A 20,993-nucleotide genomic window follows, 5' to 3' on the forward strand; every position below is an offset into this window, starting at 1 on the left:
CTTCTGCCGCTCATCCGTCCGTCCATCCGTCCGCTCATCCTGCCGCTGATCCTGGCCATGCCTGCCGCCGGCGCCGGCGCAACCGACCTGCCCGGCTACCCGTTCGTTTCCACCGGCGGCAAGGCGCAGATCTGGCTCCAGCCCGACATCGCCGAACTGCGCTTCGATACAGGCGCCCAGCACGCCAGCGCGGAAACCGCCGCCGCGGCGATCGGCGAGCTGGGCGCCGCGCTGGCGGCCCTGCTGGCCGAGAACGGCGTGGCCGAAAGCGACATCGACAATGGCGAAGTGACAAAGAAGACGGTCAAGCTGACCAACCCCGCCGCCGACGGCGCCACCGAAGCCTGGACGCTGGAACGCCGCTACCGCGTGGTGGTGCGCGACCTGGCCCGCTGGCCCGACCTGGCGGCGGCGTTGATGGCGCGCGACCATGTCGACAGCCTGTCGGTATCCTTCGACCGGACCGACAAGGAACAGGTTACGCGCGAGCTGATGACGCAGGCGGCGCGCGATGCGCGCGCCAACGGCACGCTGCTGGCGCAGTCGTTCGGCCGGCAGCTCGGCCCGGCCGTGGCGATCGCGCGCGGCCCGCTGGACAAGGTGGCGCCCGCCATCTTCGAAGGCGCCGGCGGCACCCCGCCGGCCGCGCCGCGGCCGGTCACGGCATCGAACTACCGGGCGCCGCCGGCGATCCCGTTCGCGCAATCGGTGAACGCGGTGTTCAGGCTGAAGTAGCCGCCTTCTTCATCTGCCGGTGCCACCACCACCACGACAGCAGCGCGTTGCACCAGTAAGCCGCGTACAGCACGGCCGTCAGGTACAGCCCGCGGCTGGCGTACAGCGGCACCGAGATCGTGTTCACCAGCACCCATACCGGCCACGTCTCGATGCGCCGCCCCATCAGCAGGCATTGCGCGATCACGGAAAAGGCCAGCACGGCCGAGTCGACGAACGGCGCATAGGCGTCGGTGAATTCCCGGAGCATCAGGCCGTAGGCCGCGGTGGCGGCGAGGCCGGCGAGCGCCATGGCCCCCACCGCCCGGACGCTGGCGGACGTGATCGGCCGCGGCTTGCCGCCGGCGCCGCGCCGCCACTGCACCCAGCCGGCGACACAGGTCAGCACGAAGAACACCTGCAGCGCCACATCCGCATACAGCCGCACGCCGTGGAACAGCAGCGCGAACAGCGAGCAGCCGACGATGCCGAGCCACCACGAGTGGATATTGTTGCGGCCGGCAAGCACGATGGAGACGGCCATCACGGCATTGGCCGCGATCTCGAGTGGGGACACGTTGCGTTCCTGTCAGGGCGTTGATCGGCTCATTGTCCCGCAAGCCCGGCAGCGGTGTAAAGGCCGCGTCCGCGGATCACGGGCGCACCATGACCGCCAGCAGGCCGGCCACGTCCGCGCCGCTGTCCTGCCGCAGCGTGCACGGCTCCAGCGCCCGTACCGCGAAGCCATGGCGGACCGCCACGGCCCGCAGGTAGGGCGCCGCATGGGCATAGCGGCCGGACGCACGCAATGCGAACGTGCCTTCCGTGCCGCCGCCATCCCGGTCGAGCGCCTCGACCGAGAACGCGAACACGCCGCCTGCGCGCAATGCCGGCCGCGCCGCGGCGAATAGCGGATCGAGGTCGCCGAGGTACACCAGCACGTCGGCCGCGGCCAGCACATCCCACTGCCGGCCGTCTTCGTGCAGGAACGGCACGATGCCGGCGCACGCCAGCGTGTCGTACACCTCCAGCAGCCGGGCCCGTTCCAGCATCGCGGGCGACAGGTCCACGCCTGCCAGGTGCCGCGCGAACGGGCGCAGCAGCGGGCCGCACAGGCCGGTGCCGCAGCCCAGGTCCAGCACGTCGTTGTCCGCGGCGCGCGGCAAATGCCGTTCCAGCAGCGCCACCAGCAGCCCGGGGGTACGGTAACGCAGCTCGCCGACCAGGTGGTGGTCGAAGCGCGGCGCATACCCGTCGAATAGCGCGGCCACGTATTCCGGCGGCGATGCCGCCGGCGCAACGCCGGCACCCAGCGCGGCCAGCAGATAGTCGACCGTGGCGCCATCTGCACCGGCTTCCCTCGCCTGCCGGTAGGCGGCGATCGCTTCGTCGCGGCGGCCCAGCGCGCGCAACGTGTTCGCCAGCCCCAGCTGCGCGCGCCCATACGCGGGACGGGCCGCCAGCGCGTTGCGCCAGCTGTCCAGCGCCGCGTCGAGCTCCCCCGCATGCAGCAGGATGGCGCCACGGCCGCACCATGCTTCGGCATAGCCGGGCCGCAGCTGCAGCGCGCGCCCGAAGCCTTGCAGCGCCTGCGCCGCATCGCCGGTGGCCAGCAGCGAGACGGCGGCGCCATTGACCGCTTCCGGATAGGCCGGCCGCGCATCGAGCGCCGCGGCGAAGCCGTCCAGCGCGTCGTCGTGGCGGCCCAGCTCCTGCAAGGCCAGCGCGCGGTGGCACAGCGCCTCCGGGTAGCGCGGCGAGAGCGCCAGCGCGGCCGCATAGCTGCCGAGCGCCTCGTCCAGCCGGCCGAGGCGGCGCAGCGCATTGCCGCGGTTGCACAGGGCCAGCGGGTAGTCGGGCTGCAGCGCCAGCGCGCGCTCGTAGCTGGCCAGCGCGTCATGGTCGCGCCCCGCATCCTGCTGCGCCGCGCCCAGGTTGCAGTGGGCGATCGCGCGTGTATCGTCCAGCGCGATGGCGCGGCCGATCAGCTCCAGCGCAATGAACGCATTGCCGCGCTGGCGCGCCGCCACGCCGGATAAATGCAGCGCATCGAAGTTGACGGGGTCCAGTCGCAACACCTGTTCATACAGCGCATCGGCCTGGGCGAATTCGCCGCGCTGGTGATGGGCGACGGCTTGCCGCAGGAGGAAATCGGTGGTCATCGCGCTATTACACCACAGGCTGCCGAAGAACATCCCGGAGGTCAAACGCCTGTCACATTCCTTGGGCAAAATACGCAGGCCTTGTGGAGAGGGCAACACCTGGCGGCGCGAGCCGCCACTACCGGCGCCGGCGGTCGGGAAATATACCGGCACCATATTCATTCCGGTCGCGCGAGCGGCCAGAAGCATAAATTCCGACTGGGGTATTGAGCGCCATCAAAGGGTTCACTCTATTCAACCTCTGCTCGTTTGCGCAATCCCTAAACTGGTGTTTGCGCCCGCCTTCCGCGGGCGAACACCCAGGGGGAAATCCATGAAAACTATATCGTGTTGCGCACCGCCACGGGCACGGCGATGCGTGGCGGGCTGCCCAATGTGCTCCGCTCCGGAGCGAAGCCGACCGTGACCGTGGAGCGGATCGATGAACGCCACGTGGCGCAACTGCGCGAGGAACCCGAAGTGCGCGTGGTGGCGCCGTCGTGCCGACGCGCCTGATCGAACCGCTCGATGCGCGGCCGGCCGGGGTGGAGACCGGCTGGGGTATCACGGCCGTGGGCGCCGACCGCAGCCGTTTCAGTGGCGCGGGCGTGACCGTGGCGGTACTCGACACGGGCATCGATGCCGCGCATCCCGCGTTCAGTGGCGTGCAGCTGGTGCAGCAGGATTTCAGCGGCGACGGCGACGGCGATGCGTTCGGCCACGGCACGCATTGTGCCGGCACGATCCTGGGCCGCGACGTGGGCGGCACCCGCATCGGCGTGGCCCGCGGCGTCACCCGCGCGCTGATCGGCAAGGTGCTGGGCAATGATGGCTCGGGCAGCACCGACATGGTAGCGTGGTGAATCACAGATTCATTGAATAAATCCGACGAGAATCGCTCCAATACTGCGTTGAAAATGCACGGAAAGGCCCCGGCCTTACCAGTCAGTCCGCGCCAAGGCAGTGCCTTGGCTCTTGAGACGATTTCGTCAAATTTATTAATCAACGAACTTGTGATTCACCACACTACTCAACGGCATGACCTGGGCGCTGCAGCAGAAGGCGCACATCATCTCGATGTCGCTCGGCTTCGATTTTCCCACCATGGTCAAGCAACTGGTCGACAGCGGCATGCCGGTCGATATCGCCACGTCGCAGGCGCTGGAAACCTACCGCGACAACCTGCGCGTGTTCGACGCGGTGATGGCGATGATGGATGCGCAGGGCGGCCTGGATACCGAACCGCTGGTTGCCGCTGCCGGCGCAGTTCTGGCACCATGGGGTTCCCCCACAAAGGAGACCCCATGAATGCCGAGCTGAATCTGCTGCTGGAAGAACTCGAACGATTCGGCGCCGCCAACGACGCGGGCATCGACCGCGCCGATCCCGGGCGTGCGCAGCGGATGCTGAACATCACGCGCGATACGGGCGAGTTCCTGGCGGTGCTGGTGCGTGCCACCCGGGCCCGCGACATCCTGGAGATCGGCACGTCGAACGGCTACTCGACGCTGTGGCTGGCCGATGCCGCCGGCGCGGACGGCGAGGTGACGACGGTGGAGCTGCAGGACGCCAGGTACGCGATGGCGCTGGAGAATTTCGCGCGCGCGGGCCTGCGCGACCGGATCGACGCGCTGAACGCCGATGCCGGCGCAGTGCTGCGGATCGGCGGCGATGCGGCCTACGACCTGGTTTTCCTGGATTCCGACCGTTCGCAATACGAAGCCTGGTGGCCGGAGATCCGGCGCGTGCTGCGCCCGCGCGGCCTGCTCGTGGTCGACAACGCCGTGTCGCATGCCCACGAGATGGCCGGCTTCGTGCAGGCCGTGAAGGACGACGGCTTCCTGTGCAGCCTGGTCCCGGTGGGCAAGGGCGAATTCCTCGCCACGCGGGGTGCCTGAAACGGTAACGGCCGAGTTCGTGTCATGGGGCCTGGCCCCATGACACGAACTCGGCCGTTATCTCCGTCAGTCGATGTATTTCAGCCCGGCCGCGGCCAGCGGCTCGCGCATCCTGTACATGTCCAGCCCCAGCACGCCGGCGGCCAGTTTCGCGCGTTTTTCGCCTTCCAGGTCCTCGCGCTGCTGCGCCACGGCGGCCACGCGCACGGCGTCCGCCGCGGGCACGACGACGACACCGTCTTCATCGGCCACGATCACGTCGCCCGGGTTCACCAGTGCGCCGGCGCACAGCACCGGGATGTTGACGGAGCCCAGCGTCGACTTGATGGTGCCCTTGGCGCTGATGCACTTGCTCCACACAGGGAAGCCCATCTCGCGCAGGAATTTCACGTCGCGCACGCCGGCGTCGATCACGAGCGCCTTCGCGCCGCGCGCCTGGAAACTGGTGGCCAGCAGGTCGCCGAAGTAGCCGTCCGTGCACTCGGCCGTGATGGCGGCCACCACGATGTCGCCCGGCCGGATCTGTTCGGCCACCACGTGCATCATCCAGTTGTCGCCAGGGTGCAGCAGCACGGTGACGGCGGTGCCGGTGGCTTCCGCGCCCTGCCAGACCGGGCGCATGTAGGGCTTGAGCAGGCCCATGCGGCCCATCGCCTCGTGCACGGTGGCGCTGCCGAATTTCGCCAGCTGCGCGACGGCGGCCGGGTCCGCGCGCTCGATGCTGCGCCTGACGATGCCCAGTTGATTCATCAACGGTGTGCTCATGCTCATGCTCATGTTCATGTTCATGTTCATGTTCTCCATTAGTGCCCCTTTGCCGTCAGTTGCGCATCCAGGCGCGGGAACACGTGGCGCGCATTGCCCTCGAAGATCGCGAAGCGTTCCCCGTCGTTCAGGTTGGCCGCCTGGATATAGCGTTTCGTATCGTCGTAGTAGTTGCCGGTTTCCGGGTCGATACCGCGCACGGCGCCGATCATCTCGGAGGCGAACAGCACGTTCTTCACCGGGATCACCTTCGTCAGCAGGTCGATGCCCGGCTGGTGATACACGCAGGTGTCGAAGAAGATGTTGTTCAGCAGGTGTTCCGTCAGCAGCGGCTTCTTCATTTCCTGCGCCAGCCCGCAGAAGCGGCCCCAGTGATACGGCACCGCGCCGCCGCCGTGCGGGATCAGGAATTTCAACGTCGGGAAATCCTTGAACAGGTCGCTCGTCAGGCATTGCATGAACGCCGTGGTATCCGCGTTCAGGTAGTGCGCGCCGGTGGTGTGGAAGCACGCGTTGCAGCTGGTGGATACGTGGATCATCGCCGGGATGTCGTACTCCACCATCTTTTCATAGACCGGGTACCAGTGGCGATCGGACAGCGGCGGCGCCGTCCAGTGCCCGCCGGACGGGTCCGGGTTCAGGTTGATGCCGACGGCGCCGTACTCCTTCACGCATTTTTCCAGTTCGGGAATGCAGCTGGCCGGGTCGGCACCGGGCGACTGCGGCAGCATCGCCGCGGTGGCGAAATGGTCGGGAAACAGCTGCGCCACGCGCGCGCACAGCTCGTTGCAGATCGCCGCCCAGGTGGCGCTGGTGTTGAAGTCGCCGATGTGGTGCGCCATGAAGCTGGCGCGCGGCGAAAAGATCGTCAGGTCCGATCCGCGTTCCTTCATCAGGCGCAGCTGGTTGCTTTCGATCGATTCACGCAGCTCGTCGTCGGAAATCCGCAAATCCGACACGCGCGGGCCCAGCTCCGGCGTGTTCAGGTTGGCGACCTGCGCGTTGCGCCACGCTTCCAGCGCTTTCGGCGCGGTCGTGTAGTGGCCGTGGCAATCGATGATCAGTGGCTTTTTCATTGTTTATCCTTTGTTTCGGTGTCAGTACGGGCCGGGTACCAGGACCTCGCCGCGCATGATCGGGCGGGCGGTGCGCAGCAACGCGGCGCGGGCGACCTGCTGGCCATCCACTTCCAGCTCGACGGAGAATTCGCCGGTCGGGTGTTCGACCGATACGGCCTTCGTGCGTCCGGCAGGCACGCTGGCGATGCCCTGCGTGACGGAGCCGTCCAGCACGCAGGCGGTCGCGACGGTGACGGCGGCCAGTACGCCGATCGAGTCATGGCACACGTGCGGGATGAAGCAGCGCGTGGCGATCGCCCCGCCCTGCCGCGCCGGCGCAACGAGGCACATCTTCGGGTAGTTCTTCGTTATCACGTCGCCCAGGCCCATCAGGGGGCCGCACGCCAGGCGCAGTGCTTCCAGCTTTTCCTTCAGCGCCGCGTGGCCGTTCAGCTCCGCCGCCGTTTCGTAACCGGTGATGCCGAAATCGGCGGCGCGCACCAGCACCATCGGCATGCCGTTGTCGATCAGCGTTGCCTCGATCGTGCCCGGTCCCGGCACGTCGACCCGGTCCAGCGCGCGGCCGCTCGGCAGCAGCGACGGGCATACGGAGCCGGCCGTATCGAGGAAATCGATGCTCACGGGGGCCGCCGTGCCGGGCACGCCGTCGATGCGCGCGGTGCCCGTGTATTGCAGGCGGCCGCCCGGCGTGAGCACGGTCACATCGCACTGCATGCCCGTATTGAGCGTGAGGATGCGTGCGGTGGTGGTGTCATCGCCTGTGCCGCCGCCGATCGGCAGCAGGCCGCGTTCGAGCGCGAACGGCAGCACGGCGGCGAGCATGTTGCCGCAGTTCGGCGTGACGTCCACCGTGTCGCCATTCGGCTGCAATTGGGCGAACAGGAAATCGAGGTCCACGCCCGGCGTGGTGCTGCGGCGGACGATGCCGACCTTGCTGGTCAGTGGATGTGCGCCGCCCAAACCGTCGATCTGGCGCGGATCGGGCGAGCCCATCGCGGCCAGCAGCACGCGGTCGCGCTGCGCCGGATCGGCCGGCAGGTCGGATTCGACAAAAAACGGGCCGCGCGACGTGCCGCCCCGCATCAGCATGCAGGGTACGGCGCGCAGGTCGGAAGGGGCATGGTCCATGGGCGGTTCCGTCGATTGGTTGGCGTGGGTGGTCATGCCGGCCAGTATCGGCCGCAGGAAACGCGGCGTGGTTGCGTTGTGCCCGGCGTTTTGTTCTAATTCTCTTATCGGCATCTTTTCGGTGAGCCCTCCCTCCATGTCCCTTGTCAGCCTGCGTCACCTGCACGCGTTTTCCGTCGTTGCCGCCACCGGCGGCATCCGCCGCTCGTCCGATGCGTTGTTCAGGGCATCCTCCGCGGTGGCGCGATCCGTCACGGCGCTGGAGGGGAGCCTCGGTGTGCTGCTGTTCGAGCGCAAGGGCCGCGGCATGCTGCTGACGGCCGCCGGCCAGCTGGCCAGGCTGCGCGCCGACCGCATCGAGGCGGAACTGCGCGACGTGCGCGACGACGCCGTGCGCATGCGCGACAGGGGCCGGGAAAGCGCCGGCGGCAAGGGCGGCGGCAACGTGGGAGGCATCGAGGCGTTGCTCAACGAGCGCCGCCTGCAGGCCGCGGCATTGCTGGCCGAAGTGCACCACATGCCCACGGTGGCGCATACGATGGGCACCTCGCAGTCTGCCGTCAGCCAGGCGATCGCGCGGCTCGAAGACATGCTGGGCCAGCCGCTGTTCCTGCGCACCGCGCACGGCATGGTGCCCACGGATGCCGGCCGGCGCTGGATCGAGCGCTTCGAGCGCGTGCTGGCCGAGCTGCGGCACATCCCGGAAGACATCGCCGCGCTGGCCGGCGTGGTGGAAGGCGTGGTTACGGTCGGTGCGCTGCCGCTGGCGCGCTCGCAACTGCTGCCGGGCGCGATCGCGGCCGTGCTGCAGAAGCACCCGCGGCTGCGCATCCGGTCGCTGGAAAGCCCGTACGAGGAACTGACGGCCGGGCTGCTGTCGGGCCGGGTCGACTTCATCGTCGGGGCGCTGCGGTACGGGGCCGGCGATGCGTTCGACGACCGGGTGCTGATCGAAGACCGGGTGGCGCTGGTGGCGCGCAGCGGCCATCCGCTGGCGGGCAAGCGGCACGTGACCGATATCGATCTCTCCGGCTATCCCTGGGTGCTGTCGCGCGCCGGCACGCCGCTGCGCGAATCGCTGGAAGCGTTTTTCCGCGGCCGGGGCGTGGCACCGCCGCTGCCCGCCGTGGAAACCGGCGACCTGGCGCTGCTGCGCGGCCTGCTGGTGGAAAGCGACATGCTGACCGTGCTTTCCGCCCACCAGCTGCACCATGAAATCGCCACCGGGCAGCTGGCGGTGCTGCCCTACGACATGGCCGGATTGGAACGCAGGATCGGCCTGATCACCCGGCGCGGCGCCTATCTGTCGCCCGGCGCCAACGCGCTGCTGGGCGAGATCGACGCCGTCGGCGCACGGTGGCGCTGAGCTCGCCGTCCCGGGTTCGCCGTCTTTACACATCCTTACTTCTACTCCACGTGCCAATAAGCAGAATGCAACGCTGCGGCAGGTAATGGCAATACTTGCCGCACCTCCAAAACGTACACTTGATTTGCGGTGATGCCCGATATTCACAAAAGGCATCACCGGGCAGCCCATGCGCAGCCACATGCGCCGCCCATACCAAAACAGGTGTTTACCGACTGGAGACTTAATGAATACCGTACAATCGCTCGACGTCCGGGCTACCATCAACGGCCGCCCCATGAGCGGCTACCAGTGGCTGCTGCTGGTCCTTTGCTTCCTCATCGTCGCCACCGACGGCATGGACGTGGCCATCATGGGCTTCCTCGCGCCCGCCATCACGAAGGAATGGGGCATCTCGAAGGCGGCGTTCGGCGTGGTGATGAGCGCCGCGCCGGTCGGCCTGGCGATCGGCGCGCTGCTGGTCGGCCCGCTGTCGGACCGCTACGGCCGCAAGAAGCTGCTGATGTCGGCGATCTTCGGATTTGGCCTGTTCAGCCTGCTGTGCGGCTTTGCCACCGATGTGATTACCTTATCGATACTGCGGTTCCTGACCGGCCTGGGCCTGGGCGCGGCCATGCCGACCACGACCACGCTGCTGTCCGAATACCTGCCGGAAAAATCGCGCAGCACGCTGCTGGCGGTGATGTTCACCGGCTTCAACCTGGGCTCGGCGCTGGTGGGCTTCGGCGCCGCCGCGATCCTGCCCGACTACGGCTGGCGCACGGTGCTGATGGTGGGCGGCGCGATCCCGCTGGCCTGCCTGCCGTTCTACCTTTGGCTGGTGCCGGAATCGACGCAGTTCCTGGTGACCCGCAAGTTCCCGTCCGAGCGCATTGCCCGCACGCTGCGCCGCGTCTGCGGCAAGGACATCCCCCAGGCGGCGGCCTACACGAACAGCGAGCAGGCCGTGAAAGCCGGCGCGCCGGCGAAGGCGCTGCTGTCGCCGCAGTTCCGCAGGACCACGCTGTCGCTGTGGGCCACCTACTTCATGGGCCTGCTGGTCATCTACCTGCTGAGCGGCTGGCTGCCCACCCTGATCAAGGATGCCGGCCTGCCGATCGAGCGTGCCGCCAACATCACCGCGCTGTTCCAGCTGGGCGGCACCGTGGGCGCGCTGTTCGTCGGCTACTTCATGGACCGCTGGCTGCCGAACAAGGTGATCGCCACGGCCTACATCGGCGGCGCCGCCTTCATCCTGCTGCTCGCCTCGGGCAGCGTGCAGTCGTCGCTGTTCGCCGTGTTCGTGCTGCTGGCCGGCTTCTGCATGAGCGGCGCCCAGACCGGCATGAACGCGTTCGCCCCGTCCTGCTATCCGACCGCGGTGCGCGCCACCGGGGTAAGCTGGATGCTCGGCATCGGCCGCTTCGGCAGCATCTCGGGCTCGTTCCTGGGCGGCATGCTGCTGACGATGGGCTGGGGCTTCTCGTCCGTCATCTCGATCCTCGCGATTCCGGCCACGCTGGCCGCCATCGCCATCATCTCGGCCACATTCGGCAAGCGCCAGGCGCTGGCCGGCGCCACCCACTGACCAGGAAACAGCAACATGGCCAACATCATCGGCGCGATCGCGTCTTCCCACACTCCCACGATCGGCTTCGCGCTGGACGCGAACAAGCAGCACGACGCCGTCTGGGCCCCGATCTTCAAGGCCTACGAACCGGTGCAGCAATGGCTGGCGGAAAAGAAGCCCGACGTGCTGCTGATGATCTTTAACGATCACGTGACGTCGTTCTTCTTCGATCATTACTCGGCATTCGCGCTGGGCATCGGCGACCAGTACCGCCCGGCCGACGAAGGCGGCGGCGCGCGCGACCTGCCGCCGATCGCCGGCCATACCGGCCTGGCGCAGCACATCGGCCAGTCGCTGATGGCCGACGAATTCGACATGTCGTTCTTCCAGGACAAGCCGCTCGACCATGGCTGCTTCTCGCCGCTGTCGATCATGTGGCCGCACGACGGCGAAGGCGTCGGCGCATGGCCCGGCAGCATCGTGCCGCTGCAGGTGGGCGTGCTGCAGTTCCCGGTGCCGTCCGGCCGCCGCTGCTACAAGCTGGGCCAGGCGCTGCGCCGCGCGATCGAAAGCTTCCCGGAAGAGCTGAACGTGGCGATCGTGGCCACTGGCGGCCTGTCGCACCAGGTGCACGGCGAACGCGCCGGCTTCAACAGCACCGAATGGGACAGCCGCTTCCTCGACATGTTCGAAGGCGATCCGGAAGCGCTGCTGGACCTGACGCACGCCGATTTCGCCCGCCTGGGCGGCTGGGAAAGCGCCGAAGTGGTGATGTGGATGATCATGCGCGGCGCCATGGCCGGCAAGATCAACTGCCTGCACCGCGAGTACTACCTGCCGTCGATGACCGGCATCGCCGTGTCGATCTACGAAAACGCCGTGGCGGTCGATCCGGCGCTGCACCGGCGCGCCAACGAACAACACCGGGCGCACATTGCGCACCAGACCGCCGGCGTGGAAGAACTGGAAGGCACCTACCCGTTCACGCTGGAGACCAGCGCGCGCGCCTACCGCATCAACAAGTACCTGCACCAGCTGATCAAGCCGGAGTTCCGTGCGCGCTTCAAGGAAACGCCGGAAGCGACCTGGGACGAGGCCGGCCTGACGGACGCCGAACGGCAAATGATCGCCGCGCGCGACTGGCAGGCGATGATCCGCTACGGCGTGATCTTCTTCCTGCTCGAAAAGCTCGGCGCGGCCGTCGGCGTGTCGAACCTGCACATCTACGCGGCGATGCGCGGCGAGACGCTGGAAGAGTTCCAGAAGACGCGCAACACCAAGGCCCTCTACTCGGTGGGCGGCGCGGCCAAGGATGCCGACTGGAACGCGCCGAAGCCCTGATTTCCCGACCGGGCCCGCGGGCCCGTTTCCGTCATCCATGCCGCCCCGCCTTCATGCGCGGGACGGCCCCGCACGCCCCTTTTCGACATTACAACAATCCGATTCCATTGGAGGAGAAAGCATGAAAAACACCCTGATCGCCGCCGCCATCGGCGCTTGCACGACGGCCGCCGCGCTGCCGGCGCAGGCGCAGAGTTCCGTCAGTGTCTACGGCCTGATCGATGGCGCCGTCGAGCACTACACCAACGCCGACGCGGCCGGCAACGGCGTCACCCGCAGCCCGAGCCTGGGCGGCGGCATGTTCCCGTCCCGTATCGGTTTCAAGGGCAGCGAAGACCTCGGCGGCGGCCTGAAGGCCATCTTCACGCTGGAGAACGGCTTCGCGCCCGATTCCGGCACCATCAACCAGGGCGGCCGGCTGTTCGGCCGCCAGGCATGGGTGGGCCTGGCCGGCAGCTGGGGCCAGGTGACGATCGGCCGCAACTACAACATGCTGTATGTGTCGTCGTTCGATGTCGATGTGTTCGGCCCGTCGCAGTATGGCCTGGGTGCGCTCGATCCGGCCGTGCCGAACGGCCGCAGCGACAATTCCGTCGCCTACAAGGGCACGTTCGACGGCGTCACGCTGGGCGCGACCTACAGCCTGGGGCGCGACACGTCGGCCGCCGGTGGCGCCTCGGGCACCAACTGCGCCGGCGAATCGGCCACCGATGCGCAGGCCTGCCGCGAATGGTCGGCGCTGCTGCGCTACGACCAGCCCTCCTGGGCGGTCGTGGCCGCCTACGACCGCATCCACGGCAGCCCCACGGCCGCCAACGGCCTGAACACGAGCGACAAGACCGACAGCCGCCTGCACGTGGCCGGCCTGGTCAAGGGCGAAGGCTGGAAGGTGGGCGGCGGCGTGCTGCTGCGCGATAACGACGGTTCCGCCACGCAGCCGAAAAGCCGCCTGTATTACCTGGGCGCCGCGTACAACGTGACGCCGCTGCTGACGGTCGACGGCCAGATCGGCAAGCTGGACTACCGCGCCACCGGCAACGACACGAAGCAGGCGCTGGTGCGCGCCACGTATCTGCTGTCGACGCGCACCGCCGTCTACGTGGCCGGCGGCCGGCTCGACAACGACGGCACCGCCGCCGTCGCCCTTTCCGCCGGCGGCTCCGTCGGCGCCGGGCTGTCGCAGACCGGCATCATCACCGGCATCAAGCACTCGTTCTGAGCGGTTGCAGGAAACCGGCCGGTCCGCCGCTGCGGCGCGACCGGCTTTTCGGACAACATCTTCCCTCGAAAAGATCTCCTGCCGCGTTGTACACGCGCGACTCGGCAATCTCCCAAAAGTTGAAGTGGTTTCTCAAGTACTCATGCCAAATCGCGGTCTTGATATGATGGCCATAACCGGACAGGACGGAGGCTGCCATGAAGAACGAGCACTTTGCCGAAGCGCGCGCCGATTCGCGGATGGCCCAATGCGTCGATACGGGCGTGAAAGTGTCGATGGCGGACGGGGTCACGCCGGCGCTGGAATTCATGCTGAAAAGCGGCGTGCCGCGCGAGGTGGCCATGCGCGTGTTGAGCGGGCCGCGCTTCATCCGGCACCCTTCCCCCTCCGGAGAAGGGGCACCGGGCTGACTGCCTGCATCGCCTGATCAAAGATCCTCGTGGTGATCGGAAGCGCCCTGCTTCCAGTAAGCCGAAATCCGGCTGGCGCTGCGCGGGAAGCCTTTCTCGCCATGCACCACGTCGCGCACCGTCGCCGCGATCGATGCCTCGCCGCCGAACCACACGAAGGCGTCTCCGGCCGGCAGCGGCATCGCGCGGATCGCTTCCACCAGCGCGGCGCCATCGGGCACCTGCCACACGTCGAGCCGCGCGGCGCTGGCCAGGATAACGGGTTCGTCGCATGCGACGACGACGATCGCGCGCACGTCCGCCGGCAGCTCTTCCATGCGGCGCCGGATCGCCGGCAGCGCGGTGGCGTCGCCGGCCAGCAGGTGCCACGCGTAGTCGGCCGGGATGATCATCGACCCGCGCGGGCCGCCGATCGTGGCGCGCTGCCCCACCGTGGCCCGGCGCGCCCATGTCGACGCCTTGCCTTCGCCATGCAATGCGAATTCGATCGTCAGTTCGCGCGCTTCGCGGTCGTAGCGGCGCGGCGTGTAATCGCGGCGAACCGGCTCGCCCGCTTCGTCGTCGAACATGAACTTCACGTGGTCGTCGAACGACGCCGAAACGAAGTCGGCCAGTTCCTCGCCGCGGAACGTGACGGCCACGAAATGCGCGCCGAGCCGTTCCACCTTCACCACCTCGACATCGCGCCGCTTCAGTTCGTGCCGCACGCGCTGCACCCGGCTCGGCGCATCCGCCGCCGGTCTGTCCGCTGTATCCATCAGCCTCTCCATTAGTTGATAAAGTCCTCTATTCTTGTCGTTATTGGTTGACTATGTCAACCAAATTTTCGATGCCCCGTCGGCTTGCTTAAGCACGCCAATCTTGCCATAATTGAGAATAATTCTCATTTCTATTCACCTGAAAGATCCGCATGCCCGTCTTCCCGACGCCACGCGCCACCTGACCAGCCAGCCATGCAAGCACAACCGACCATGGCGCCCGTTCCCGCCAAACCGAAAAAACCGGGGCCCGGCTGGCGTTACCGCGCCGGCGTGGCCGTGCGCGCGCTGGCCGCGATCGCCGGCGGCTATGCGCTGTCCGCCGCATGGGCCGCGGCACTGGCGCTGACCCTGCCGGCGGTGCGCGTGGAGGCGGCATTGACGGCGACGATGCTGGCGCTGGCGATCTATCCGTGCGCGGCGATGTGGTGCTTCGGCGCGCGCACCGCGCCGCGCGCCGTTGCCGGCCTGCTCATCGCCGGGGCGCTGCCGGCCGCCATCCTGCTGCTGTCGAAGGGGGCCGCATGAAAGAGGGCATCCGCCAGTCGATGGCATGGCTGCACACCTGGTCGGGCCTGCTGGTGGGCTGGGTGCTGTTCATGGTGTTCGCGGCCGGCACCGCCAGTTATTTCCGCGACGAGATCACGCTGTGGATGAAGCCCGAGCTGCACACCGCCGCGCACGCGCAGGTGCCGCAGGCGGTGGCGCTGGCGCACGCCGTGGATACGCTGCAGGACAAGGCGCCGCACAGCCCGCGCTGGTTCATCACGATGCCTGCCGGACGGGAACCGGCGCTGCGCGCCGGCTACACGGCGCCCAGGGGAGAGAACAGCGGCGGGCAGAAAAAAGGCGGCCGGCGCGGCGTCAAGAGCGTGATGCTCGACCCGGCCACGGGCGCGGAACTGTCCACGCCGCGCGAAACCCGCGGCGGCGATTTCTTCTACCGCCTGCACTTCGACCTGCACTACATGCCGGTGCTGTGGGCACGCTGGATCGTGGGCGCCTGCGCGATGTTCATGCTGGTGGCGATCCTGTCGGGCATCGTCACGCACAAGCGCATCTTCAAGGACTTCTTCACGTTCCGGCCCAGGAAGGGCCAGCGCTCGTGGCTCGACTTCCACAACGTCTCGGCCGTGCTGGCGCTGCCGTACCACCTGATGATCACGTACACGGGACTGCTCACGCTGATGTTCATGTACTTCCCGCAGGGGATCGAGGCGGCCTACAAGGAGGACAAGCCGGACACCTTCTTCGCCGAGCTGTTCGGCGGCCCGCTGGCGGATGCCGAAGCGGCCCGCGTGAAGGCGCCGCTGGCACCGCTGGGGCCGATGGTCGAGCAGGCCAGCCGCGCGTGGCACGGCGCGCCGGCCGGCAGGGTGACGGTCGATTTCCCGAACGACGCCAACGCCACCGTGACGATTACGCAGCAAACCGGCCACGGCATCAGCAGCGAAGTACCGTCGCTGACGTTCAATGGCGTGACCGGCAGCCTGGTGCCCCGGCCGGAGACCGGCAAGGGCGCCGCCGCCGCGACGCGCGGCGTGATGGTCGGCCTGCACATCGCCCGCTTCGCCGATCCGCTGGCGCGCTGGCTGTTCTTCATCTCCGGCCTGGCCGGCTGCGCGATGGTCGCCACGGGCCTGCTGCTGTGGGCCGTGAAGGAACGCCCGAAACATGCGAAAGCCGGCCGCACCGGCTTCGGCCTGCGTCTCGTCGATGGCCTGAACATCGGCGCCGTGGCCGGCCTGCCGCTGGCGATGGCCGTGTTCTTCTGGGCCAACCGGCTGATCGAAACGGGCACGCTGCAACGGCCGGATGCGGAGATCCGCTGGTTCTTCACGGCGTGGTGCATTGCGGCCATTGCCGCGCTGGCGAAACCGGGCCGCCCGATGTGGCGCCTCCAGCTGCTGCTGGGCGGCCTCGCGTTCGTACTGCTGCCGCTGCTGAACGGCATGACCGGCGGCGCGCACCTCGGCACCAGCATCGCGCACGGCCTGTGGCCGGTGGCGGGCTTCGACATCGTGACGCTGCTGCTGGGCGCATTCCTGCTGTACTGCAGCCACTACCTCGGCAAGCGGAAAAAGGCCCCGCAGGCCGCCGGGATCCCATTGAAAACCGAACCCGAGTCCAGGCTCGCCGGGAGCAACGCATGAATGCCGCCATCTTCTTCACCATCGCCGCGCTGGGCGCCGCGGCCGCCGGCTTCGGCGCGCTGGGCCTGGCCATGGACCGCCACTGGGAAGCGATCCACGGCCGCGGCAACATGCCCGCGCCGGGCGTGCGCCGGATGCTGCAACTGGGCGGCGGCGCCGCGCTGCTGGTCTCGCTGTGGTGCTGCCTGGCGGCGCGCGACACGGGCCAGGCGATCGTGCTGTGGTGCGGCGTGCTGTCGGTGGCCGCGTGGGGCGCGGTGGCCATGATGACGTACGCCGCGCAACACGCTCGGCGCACGGCCGCCGGCGCCGCCGTCGTTGCCTGCGCCACCGCCGCGCTGGCACTGGTAGTGCGCTGACGACAGACCGGCCATCACAGCTTGCTACGGCTGCGCGTCGAGCGTGGCGCGCACCTTTTCCAGCAGAGCCAGCAGCTGCCGGCGCTCCGCCTCGTCGAGGCCCGCCGCGGCCACCTGCGCCAGGCGTTCGCCGCCCCGCTGCAGGTTGCGCGCGATGGCCTTGCCCTCTTCCGTCACGTGCAGCCGCGTGCTGCGGCGATCGGCCTCGTCGACCACGGCATCGAGCAATCCCTTGTCGCGCAGGCCGCGCACCAGCCGCGCCAGCTGCGCCTTGTCGCGGCCGGAACGGGCGATCAGGTCGCTCTGCGTCGCCCCCGGGTGGTGGGCAAAGTAGCCCAGCACCTTGCCTTCCATGTGCGTCAGGTCGTGCGGACCGTCGCGCAGCACGCGGTACTGTTGCGCGCGGTACTGGTGCATGATCGAATGGATCGCTTCGAAGACGGCGCTGGCGCTGTCGCCGGCTTTTTCGCTGGGTGGGGACATGTTCGTTCGGTAAAGGAAGGCGTGCCTGGTGGGTCGCCGAGTATACCGCGCCGCGGACTCAGGCCGCCGCGCCCGCGCCCGTGCCCGTACTTTGCGCGCATTCCGCCACGATCCAGTCGCGCAGGCTGTCGAGCGCCCTTCCCGCCTCGCGGCCATGAGGGCGCACCAGGTAGTAGCCGCGCGGCGTGGCCAGCTCCGGCAGCGGCGGGCTGGCCAGTTGGCCGTCGCGCAACAGGTCGTCGACCAGCGGGCGCCAGCCCAGCGCCACGCCGCGGCCGGACACCGCGGCCTGGATCACCAGCGGGTAATTCCCGAGCGTGAGACTCTGGCCCTGCCCCGCCTCCGCCACGCCATGGCCCAGGCCCCAGTCCTGCCACGTCAGCCAGCGCACCGGGCCGCTGCTTTCCAGGTGCAGCAGCGGCATCCGCATCACATCGTGCGCCGTGGCCGGCCCATGGCGCGCCAGCAGTGCCGGGCTGCAGACCGGCACCACCACTTCGGGCAGGAGCCGCTGCGCATTGCAGCCGGGCCAGTGGCCGGTGCCGAACGAGATCGCCAGGTCGACCGGCTCGCCGCGGATATCGAACCCGTTCTGCGACGTGACGATTCGCACGTCCAGCTCCGGCCTGAGCTCCTGGAACGCGGCCAGCCGCGGCATCAGCCAGAAATTGGCGAACGCGAAATCGGTGGCCACCGTCAGCACTTCGCGCAGCTTGCGCGTGCGCACGCGCTCGACCGCCGTCTGGATCGCGGCCAGGTGATCGCACACCGAGTCGTACAGCGCGGCGCCCTCCGGCGTCAGCGCCACGCCGCGATGCGCGCGGCGGAACAGCGCCGTGCCCAGGTGCTTTTCCAGCGCCGCGATCCGCTGGCTGACGGCCGGCTGCGTGGTGCCGTACTCCTCCGCCACCTGCGTGAAATTCAGGTGGCGCACGGCGGATGCGAACAGCACCAGGCTTTGCAGCGGCACATCGGTTGTCATTACTTTTCCTTATGCATGGATCAGGTTTCGTGATTTTAAGTGCCTGAATCCATGAAGGAAAACGACATTCATCGCATAAGCTCGGATTATGAATATGTCATAAGATTATATGAATTAATACGTTTTCCATTCGGCATGCGCGGTGCAGAATCCGCCCATGAACGCACCACGCCAACCGAATATCCTGATCGTGATCGCCGACCAGCTGACGCCCCGCGCGCTGGCCGCCTACGGCAACCGGGTCACGCGCACGCCCCACCTCGACCGCCTCGCCGCACAAGGCGTGGTGTTCGATTCCGCGTACTGCAACTCGCCGCTGTGCGCGCCGTCGCGCTATTCGCTGATGACGGGCCAGCTGCCTTCGAGCCACGGCGGCTACGACAACGCCGCCGCGCTGTCGTCCGAAGCGGTGACCTTCGGCCACTACTTGCGCCGGGCCGGCTACCGCACGATCCTGGCCGGCAAGATGCACTTCATCGGCGCCGACCAGCTGCACGGCTTCGAGGAACGCCTGACCACCGACATCTACCCGGCCGACTTCACTTGGACGCCGGACTGGGAACAGCCCGGCGTGCGGCCCGACTGGTACCACAACATGGGTTCGGTGGCCGACGCCGGCCCGTGCGTGCGCACCAACCAGCTCGACTTCGACGACGAGGTGGTGTACGCCACGCGCCAGAAACTGTTCGACCTGGCGCGCGATGCCGACCAGCGCCCGTTCTGCCTGACCGTCTCGCTGACGCACCCGCACGATCCGTATGCCATCTCGCGTGACTACTGGGACCTGTATTGCGACGACGAGATCGACCCGCCGCGCGTGCCGGCCACCCCGGCGGACGAAGACGCCCACTCGCGCCGCCTGCGCGCGGTGATCGACATCGACCGCGTACCGGTCGACGCCGGGCAGGCGCGCGCCGCGCGCCGCGCCTACTACGGTGCCATCTCGTATGTCGACGAACAGGTCGGCAAGCTGCTGCGCACGCTGGAAGAAACCGGCCGGGCGGACGACACGATCGTCGTCTTCACCTCCGACCATGGCGACATGCTGGGCGAGCGCAACCTCTGGTACAAGATGACGTTCTTCGAGCCATCCGCGCGGGTGCCGCTGATCGTGCACGCGCCACCGCGCTTCGCGGCGCGGCGCGTGGGCGAATCCGTCTCCCACGTCGACCTGCTGCCGACGCTGCTCGACCTGGCGCGGGCCGGGCCGCCGCTGGAAACGGCCGGCCGCAGCCTGCTGCCGCACCTGGAAGGCCGCGGCGGCCACGACGAAGCGGCGGCCGAATACACGGCCGAAGGCGCACTGGCACCGATCGTGATGCTGCGCCGCGGCCCCTGGAAGTTCGTGCATTCGCCGTCCGACCCGGATCAGCTGTACCACCTCGCCGACGACCCGGATGAACTGCGCAACCTGGCGCCCGCCCCCGGCCGCCACGCCGGTGCGCTGGAAAGCCTGCGCGCCGACGCGGCGCGCCGCTGGGACCTGCCGGCCCTGCACCGCCGCGTGCTGGCCAGCCAGCGCCGCCGGCGGCTGATCGGCGCGGCCAATGCGCTGGGCGTCCACCACGCCTGGGATTACGAACCGCCACGCGATGCCAGCCGCAAGTACATCCGCCGCCACCTCGACCTCGATTCGCTGGAGGCGCGGGCGCGTTTCCCGTCCATCCACGGAGAAAAACCATGAAGCGCTTCCTGATGATCGCCACGCTGGCCTGTGCCGCTACCGCCACCGTCCATGCCGCCGGCGCCCCTGCCGTTGATGCACCATCGTGCCGCGTGGTGAAAATGGCCGATCCGGGCTGGACGGATATCGCCGCCACCAATGCGCTGGCCGGCATCGTGCTTGAATCGCTGGGCTATGAGCAGAAGGTGCTGCCACTGTCGGTGCCGATCACGTATGCCGGGCTGCAGAAGAACCAGGTCGACGTCTTCCTGGGCAACTGGATGCCGGCCCAGCGCACGCTGGTCGAGCCGCTGCTGAAAAGCGGCGCGGTGGAGCAGGTTCGCGCCAACCTGCCGCAGGCGAAATTCACGCTGGCGGTGCCGGAGCACGTGGCCCGCGCCGGCGTGCGCACGTTCGCCGACCTGGCGAAGCATGCCGACAGGTTCCAGCGCAGGATCTACGGCATCGAATCCGGCGCGCCGGCCAACGCGGTGATCAAGAAGCTGCTGGCCGCGAAAAGCCACGGCCTGGAGGGCTGGACGCTCGTCGAATCGAGCGAGCAAGGGATGCTGAGCCAGGTGGCGCGCGCCGCCCGGAGCAACGACTGGATCGTGTTCCTCGCATGGGAGCCGCACCAGATGAACAACACGTTCAAGCTCGTCTACCTGGACGGCGGAGCCGCCGATTTCGGCCCGGCCAGCGTGCACACCGTCACGCGCAAGGGCTACCGCGCCGCGTGCCCGAACGCGTCAAGGCTGTTCGCGCAGATCGAATTCACGGCGCCGCTGGAGCACGCGATCATCGCCGACGTGACGGCGAAAAAGGATACCGCCCGCGCCTCCGCCCTGCGCCAGCTGAAAGCGCAGCCGGCGCTGCTGGAGCGCTGGCTGGCGGGCGTGACGACGCTGGCGGGCACCGATGCGAAGGCCGCCGTGCTGGCCCGCCTGGCGAACCCCTGATTTTCCGGTCAGGCCTTCCAGGGTCG

At 68.3% G+C, this 20,993-nt stretch carries 23 protein-coding genes; 15 read left to right on the top strand and 8 right to left on the bottom strand.

The features are described from left to right. The first annotated feature begins 57 nt into the window (after positions 1-57). Positions 58-735, top strand: a complete 678-nt coding sequence (locus GJV26_RS10590) for an SIMPL domain-containing protein (protein ID WP_173346180.1) — start codon at positions 58-60, stop codon at positions 733-735. Here the strand turns inward: GJV26_RS10590 and pnuC are convergent. Next, entirely contained in the window at positions 722-1,291 is a 570-nt protein-coding gene (gene pnuC / locus GJV26_RS10595; protein WP_189442382.1) for a nicotinamide riboside transporter PnuC, read from the bottom strand. The genes GJV26_RS10590 and pnuC overlap by 14 nt on opposite strands. A gap of 76 nt (positions 1,292-1,367) precedes the next feature. Further along, complete coding sequence (locus tag GJV26_RS10600) at positions 1,368-2,876, bottom strand: tetratricopeptide repeat protein (RefSeq protein ID WP_229419260.1); 1,509 nt, start codon at positions 2,874-2,876, stop codon at positions 1,368-1,370. A 327-nt stretch (positions 2,877-3,203) separates the two neighbouring features. On the opposite strand from GJV26_RS10600, the gene GJV26_RS29920 reads away from it, so the two are divergent. The 4 genes from GJV26_RS29920 to GJV26_RS10615 all read left to right on the top strand — a co-directional run bounded on the left by GJV26_RS29920 (position 3,204) and on the right by GJV26_RS10615 (position 4,753). Next, on the top strand, positions 3,204-3,371 hold the full coding sequence (locus tag GJV26_RS29920; RefSeq protein ID WP_216643123.1) for a hypothetical protein: 168 nt from the start codon (positions 3,204-3,206) through the stop codon (positions 3,369-3,371). Further along, complete coding sequence (locus GJV26_RS10605; RefSeq protein ID WP_216643124.1) at positions 3,356-3,718, top strand: S8 family serine peptidase; 363 nt, start codon at positions 3,356-3,358, stop codon at positions 3,716-3,718. The genes GJV26_RS29920 and GJV26_RS10605 overlap by 16 nt, the downstream gene beginning before the upstream one ends. A 175-nt stretch (positions 3,719-3,893) precedes the next feature. Beyond that, positions 3,894-4,163 (top strand): S8/S53 family peptidase, encoded by a 270-nt coding sequence (locus tag GJV26_RS10610; protein ID WP_155708788.1) that lies wholly within the window; start codon positions 3,894-3,896, stop codon positions 4,161-4,163. Continuing rightward, entirely contained in the window at positions 4,160-4,753 is a 594-nt protein-coding gene (locus GJV26_RS10615) for an O-methyltransferase (protein ID WP_155708789.1), read from the top strand. The genes GJV26_RS10610 and GJV26_RS10615 overlap by 4 nt, the downstream gene beginning before the upstream one ends. A 66-nt stretch (positions 4,754-4,819) precedes the next feature. Here GJV26_RS10615 and ligK read toward each other — a convergent pair whose 3' ends face one another. From ligK to GJV26_RS10630, 3 genes are read right to left on the bottom strand one after another with little or no spacing between them, the layout of a single operon-like run. Next, on the bottom strand, positions 4,820-5,503 hold the full coding sequence (gene ligK, locus GJV26_RS10620; protein WP_155712382.1) for a 4-carboxy-4-hydroxy-2-oxoadipate aldolase/oxaloacetate decarboxylase: 684 nt from the start codon (positions 5,501-5,503) through the stop codon (positions 4,820-4,822). A 53-nt stretch (positions 5,504-5,556) separates the two neighbouring features. Beyond that, positions 5,557-6,582 carry an amidohydrolase family protein gene (locus GJV26_RS10625; RefSeq protein WP_155712383.1) on the bottom strand — a complete coding sequence of 342 codons (1,026 nt, stop codon included), beginning with the start codon at positions 6,580-6,582 and terminating at the stop codon, positions 5,557-5,559. Positions 6,583-6,615: 33 nt separating this feature from the next. After that, positions 6,616-7,725, bottom strand: coding sequence for a 4-oxalomesaconate tautomerase (locus GJV26_RS10630; RefSeq protein WP_155708790.1), 1,110 nt, complete (start codon positions 7,723-7,725; stop codon positions 6,616-6,618). A gap of 136 nt (positions 7,726-7,861) precedes the next feature. Between GJV26_RS10630 and GJV26_RS10635 the strand changes: the two genes are divergently transcribed. The 5 genes from GJV26_RS10635 (at position 7,862) to GJV26_RS10655 (ending at position 13,610) form a co-directional block, all read left to right on the top strand. After that, entirely contained in the window at positions 7,862-9,091 is a 1,230-nt protein-coding gene (locus GJV26_RS10635) for a LysR family transcriptional regulator (RefSeq protein WP_155708791.1), read from the top strand. A gap of 226 nt (positions 9,092-9,317) precedes the next feature. Further along, positions 9,318-10,658 carry an MFS transporter gene (locus tag GJV26_RS10640; protein WP_155708792.1) on the top strand — a complete coding sequence of 447 codons (1,341 nt, stop codon included), beginning with the start codon at positions 9,318-9,320 and terminating at the stop codon, positions 10,656-10,658. A gap of 15 nt (positions 10,659-10,673) precedes the next feature. Continuing rightward, positions 10,674-11,981, top strand: coding sequence for a gallate dioxygenase (locus tag GJV26_RS10645; RefSeq protein WP_155708793.1), 1,308 nt, complete (start codon positions 10,674-10,676; stop codon positions 11,979-11,981). Positions 11,982-12,102: 121 nt separating this feature from the next. Further along, the gene (locus GJV26_RS10650; RefSeq protein ID WP_155708794.1) at positions 12,103-13,200 is read left to right on the top strand and encodes a porin; all 1,098 of its coding nucleotides are present in this window, start codon (positions 12,103-12,105) and stop codon (positions 13,198-13,200) included. A 197-nt stretch (positions 13,201-13,397) separates the two neighbouring features. After that, the gene (locus GJV26_RS10655) at positions 13,398-13,610 is read left to right on the top strand and encodes a hypothetical protein (protein WP_155708795.1); all 213 of its coding nucleotides are present in this window, start codon (positions 13,398-13,400) and stop codon (positions 13,608-13,610) included. A 17-nt stretch (positions 13,611-13,627) separates the two neighbouring features. Here GJV26_RS10655 and GJV26_RS10660 read toward each other — a convergent pair whose 3' ends face one another. Further along, positions 13,628-14,368, bottom strand: a complete 741-nt coding sequence (locus GJV26_RS10660) for a siderophore-interacting protein (RefSeq protein WP_155708796.1) — start codon at positions 14,366-14,368, stop codon at positions 13,628-13,630. 195 nt (positions 14,369-14,563) lie between these two features. Between GJV26_RS10660 and GJV26_RS10665 the strand changes: the two genes are divergently transcribed. Genes GJV26_RS10665 through GJV26_RS10675 form a run of 3 tightly spaced genes read left to right on the top strand, consistent with a single transcriptional unit; the run spans position 14,564 to position 16,880 of the window. Next, positions 14,564-14,896 (top strand): iron transporter, encoded by a 333-nt coding sequence (locus GJV26_RS10665; protein WP_308807625.1) that lies wholly within the window; start codon positions 14,564-14,566, stop codon positions 14,894-14,896. After that, entirely contained in the window at positions 14,893-16,521 is a 1,629-nt protein-coding gene (locus GJV26_RS10670; protein ID WP_155708797.1) for a PepSY-associated TM helix domain-containing protein, read from the top strand. Before GJV26_RS10665 ends, GJV26_RS10670 begins: the two co-directional genes overlap by 4 nt. After that, on the top strand, positions 16,518-16,880 hold the full coding sequence (locus tag GJV26_RS10675) for a DUF3325 domain-containing protein (protein WP_155708798.1): 363 nt from the start codon (positions 16,518-16,520) through the stop codon (positions 16,878-16,880). The genes GJV26_RS10670 and GJV26_RS10675 overlap by 4 nt, the downstream gene beginning before the upstream one ends. 24 nt (positions 16,881-16,904) lie before the next feature. Here GJV26_RS10675 and GJV26_RS10680 read toward each other — a convergent pair whose 3' ends face one another. Together GJV26_RS10680 and GJV26_RS10685 are read right to left on the bottom strand one after the other, a co-directional pair. After that, the gene (locus tag GJV26_RS10680; RefSeq protein ID WP_155708799.1) at positions 16,905-17,363 is read right to left on the bottom strand and encodes a MarR family winged helix-turn-helix transcriptional regulator; all 459 of its coding nucleotides are present in this window, start codon (positions 17,361-17,363) and stop codon (positions 16,905-16,907) included. A 58-nt stretch (positions 17,364-17,421) separates the two neighbouring features. Continuing rightward, positions 17,422-18,345 (bottom strand): choline sulfate utilization transcriptional regulator, encoded by a 924-nt coding sequence (locus GJV26_RS10685; RefSeq protein ID WP_155708800.1) that lies wholly within the window; start codon positions 18,343-18,345, stop codon positions 17,422-17,424. 157 nt (positions 18,346-18,502) lie between these two features. Between GJV26_RS10685 and betC the strand changes: the two genes are divergently transcribed. After that, complete coding sequence (gene betC / locus GJV26_RS10690; protein WP_155708801.1) at positions 18,503-20,029, top strand: choline-sulfatase; 1,527 nt, start codon at positions 18,503-18,505, stop codon at positions 20,027-20,029. Continuing rightward, positions 20,026-20,967, top strand: coding sequence for a glycine betaine ABC transporter substrate-binding protein (locus tag GJV26_RS10695; RefSeq protein WP_155708802.1), 942 nt, complete (start codon positions 20,026-20,028; stop codon positions 20,965-20,967). Before betC ends, GJV26_RS10695 begins: the two co-directional genes overlap by 4 nt. The last annotated feature ends 26 nt before the right edge of the window (positions 20,968-20,993 follow it).

This window comes from Pseudoduganella dura (assembly GCF_009727155.1).
Lineage (GTDB): Bacteria > Pseudomonadota > Gammaproteobacteria > Burkholderiales > Burkholderiaceae_D > Rugamonas > Rugamonas dura.

Excerpts from the sequence above, each read along its gene's own strand:
- GJV26_RS10610 (WP_155708788.1), top strand. The coding sequence starts at position 3,894 with ATGACCTGGGCGCTGCAGCAGAAGGCGCACATCATCTCGATGTCGCTC.
- GJV26_RS10675 (WP_155708798.1), top strand. The coding sequence starts at position 16,518 with ATGAATGCCGCCATCTTCTTCACCATCGCCGCGCTGGGCGCCGCGGCC.
- GJV26_RS10670 (WP_155708797.1), top strand. The coding sequence starts at position 14,893 with ATGAAAGAGGGCATCCGCCAGTCGATGGCATGGCTGCACACCTGGTCG.
- GJV26_RS10630 (WP_155708790.1), bottom strand. The coding sequence starts at position 7,725 with ATGGACCATGCCCCTTCCGACCTGCGCGCCGTACCCTGCATGCTGATG.
- GJV26_RS10600 (WP_229419260.1), bottom strand. The coding sequence starts at position 2,876 with ATGACCACCGATTTCCTCCTGCGGCAAGCCGTCGCCCATCACCAGCGC.
- GJV26_RS10635 (WP_155708791.1), top strand. The coding sequence starts at position 7,862 with ATGTCCCTTGTCAGCCTGCGTCACCTGCACGCGTTTTCCGTCGTTGCC.
- GJV26_RS10640 (WP_155708792.1), top strand. The coding sequence starts at position 9,318 with ATGAATACCGTACAATCGCTCGACGTCCGGGCTACCATCAACGGCCGC.
- betC (WP_155708801.1), top strand. The coding sequence starts at position 18,503 with ATGAACGCACCACGCCAACCGAATATCCTGATCGTGATCGCCGACCAG.
- GJV26_RS10590 (WP_173346180.1), top strand. The coding sequence starts at position 58 with ATGCCTGCCGCCGGCGCCGGCGCAACCGACCTGCCCGGCTACCCGTTC.
- GJV26_RS10665 (WP_308807625.1), top strand. The coding sequence starts at position 14,564 with ATGCAAGCACAACCGACCATGGCGCCCGTTCCCGCCAAACCGAAAAAA.
- GJV26_RS10645 (WP_155708793.1), top strand. The coding sequence starts at position 10,674 with ATGGCCAACATCATCGGCGCGATCGCGTCTTCCCACACTCCCACGATC.
- GJV26_RS10655 (WP_155708795.1), top strand. The coding sequence starts at position 13,398 with ATGAAGAACGAGCACTTTGCCGAAGCGCGCGCCGATTCGCGGATGGCC.
- GJV26_RS10680 (WP_155708799.1), bottom strand. The coding sequence starts at position 17,363 with ATGTCCCCACCCAGCGAAAAAGCCGGCGACAGCGCCAGCGCCGTCTTC.
- GJV26_RS10660 (WP_155708796.1), bottom strand. The coding sequence starts at position 14,368 with ATGGATACAGCGGACAGACCGGCGGCGGATGCGCCGAGCCGGGTGCAG.
- GJV26_RS10685 (WP_155708800.1), bottom strand. The coding sequence starts at position 18,345 with ATGACAACCGATGTGCCGCTGCAAAGCCTGGTGCTGTTCGCATCCGCC.
- GJV26_RS10650 (WP_155708794.1), top strand. The coding sequence starts at position 12,103 with ATGAAAAACACCCTGATCGCCGCCGCCATCGGCGCTTGCACGACGGCC.
- GJV26_RS10615 (WP_155708789.1), top strand. The coding sequence starts at position 4,160 with ATGAATGCCGAGCTGAATCTGCTGCTGGAAGAACTCGAACGATTCGGC.
- ligK (WP_155712382.1), bottom strand. The coding sequence starts at position 5,503 with ATGAATCAACTGGGCATCGTCAGGCGCAGCATCGAGCGCGCGGACCCG.
- GJV26_RS10695 (WP_155708802.1), top strand. The coding sequence starts at position 20,026 with ATGAAGCGCTTCCTGATGATCGCCACGCTGGCCTGTGCCGCTACCGCC.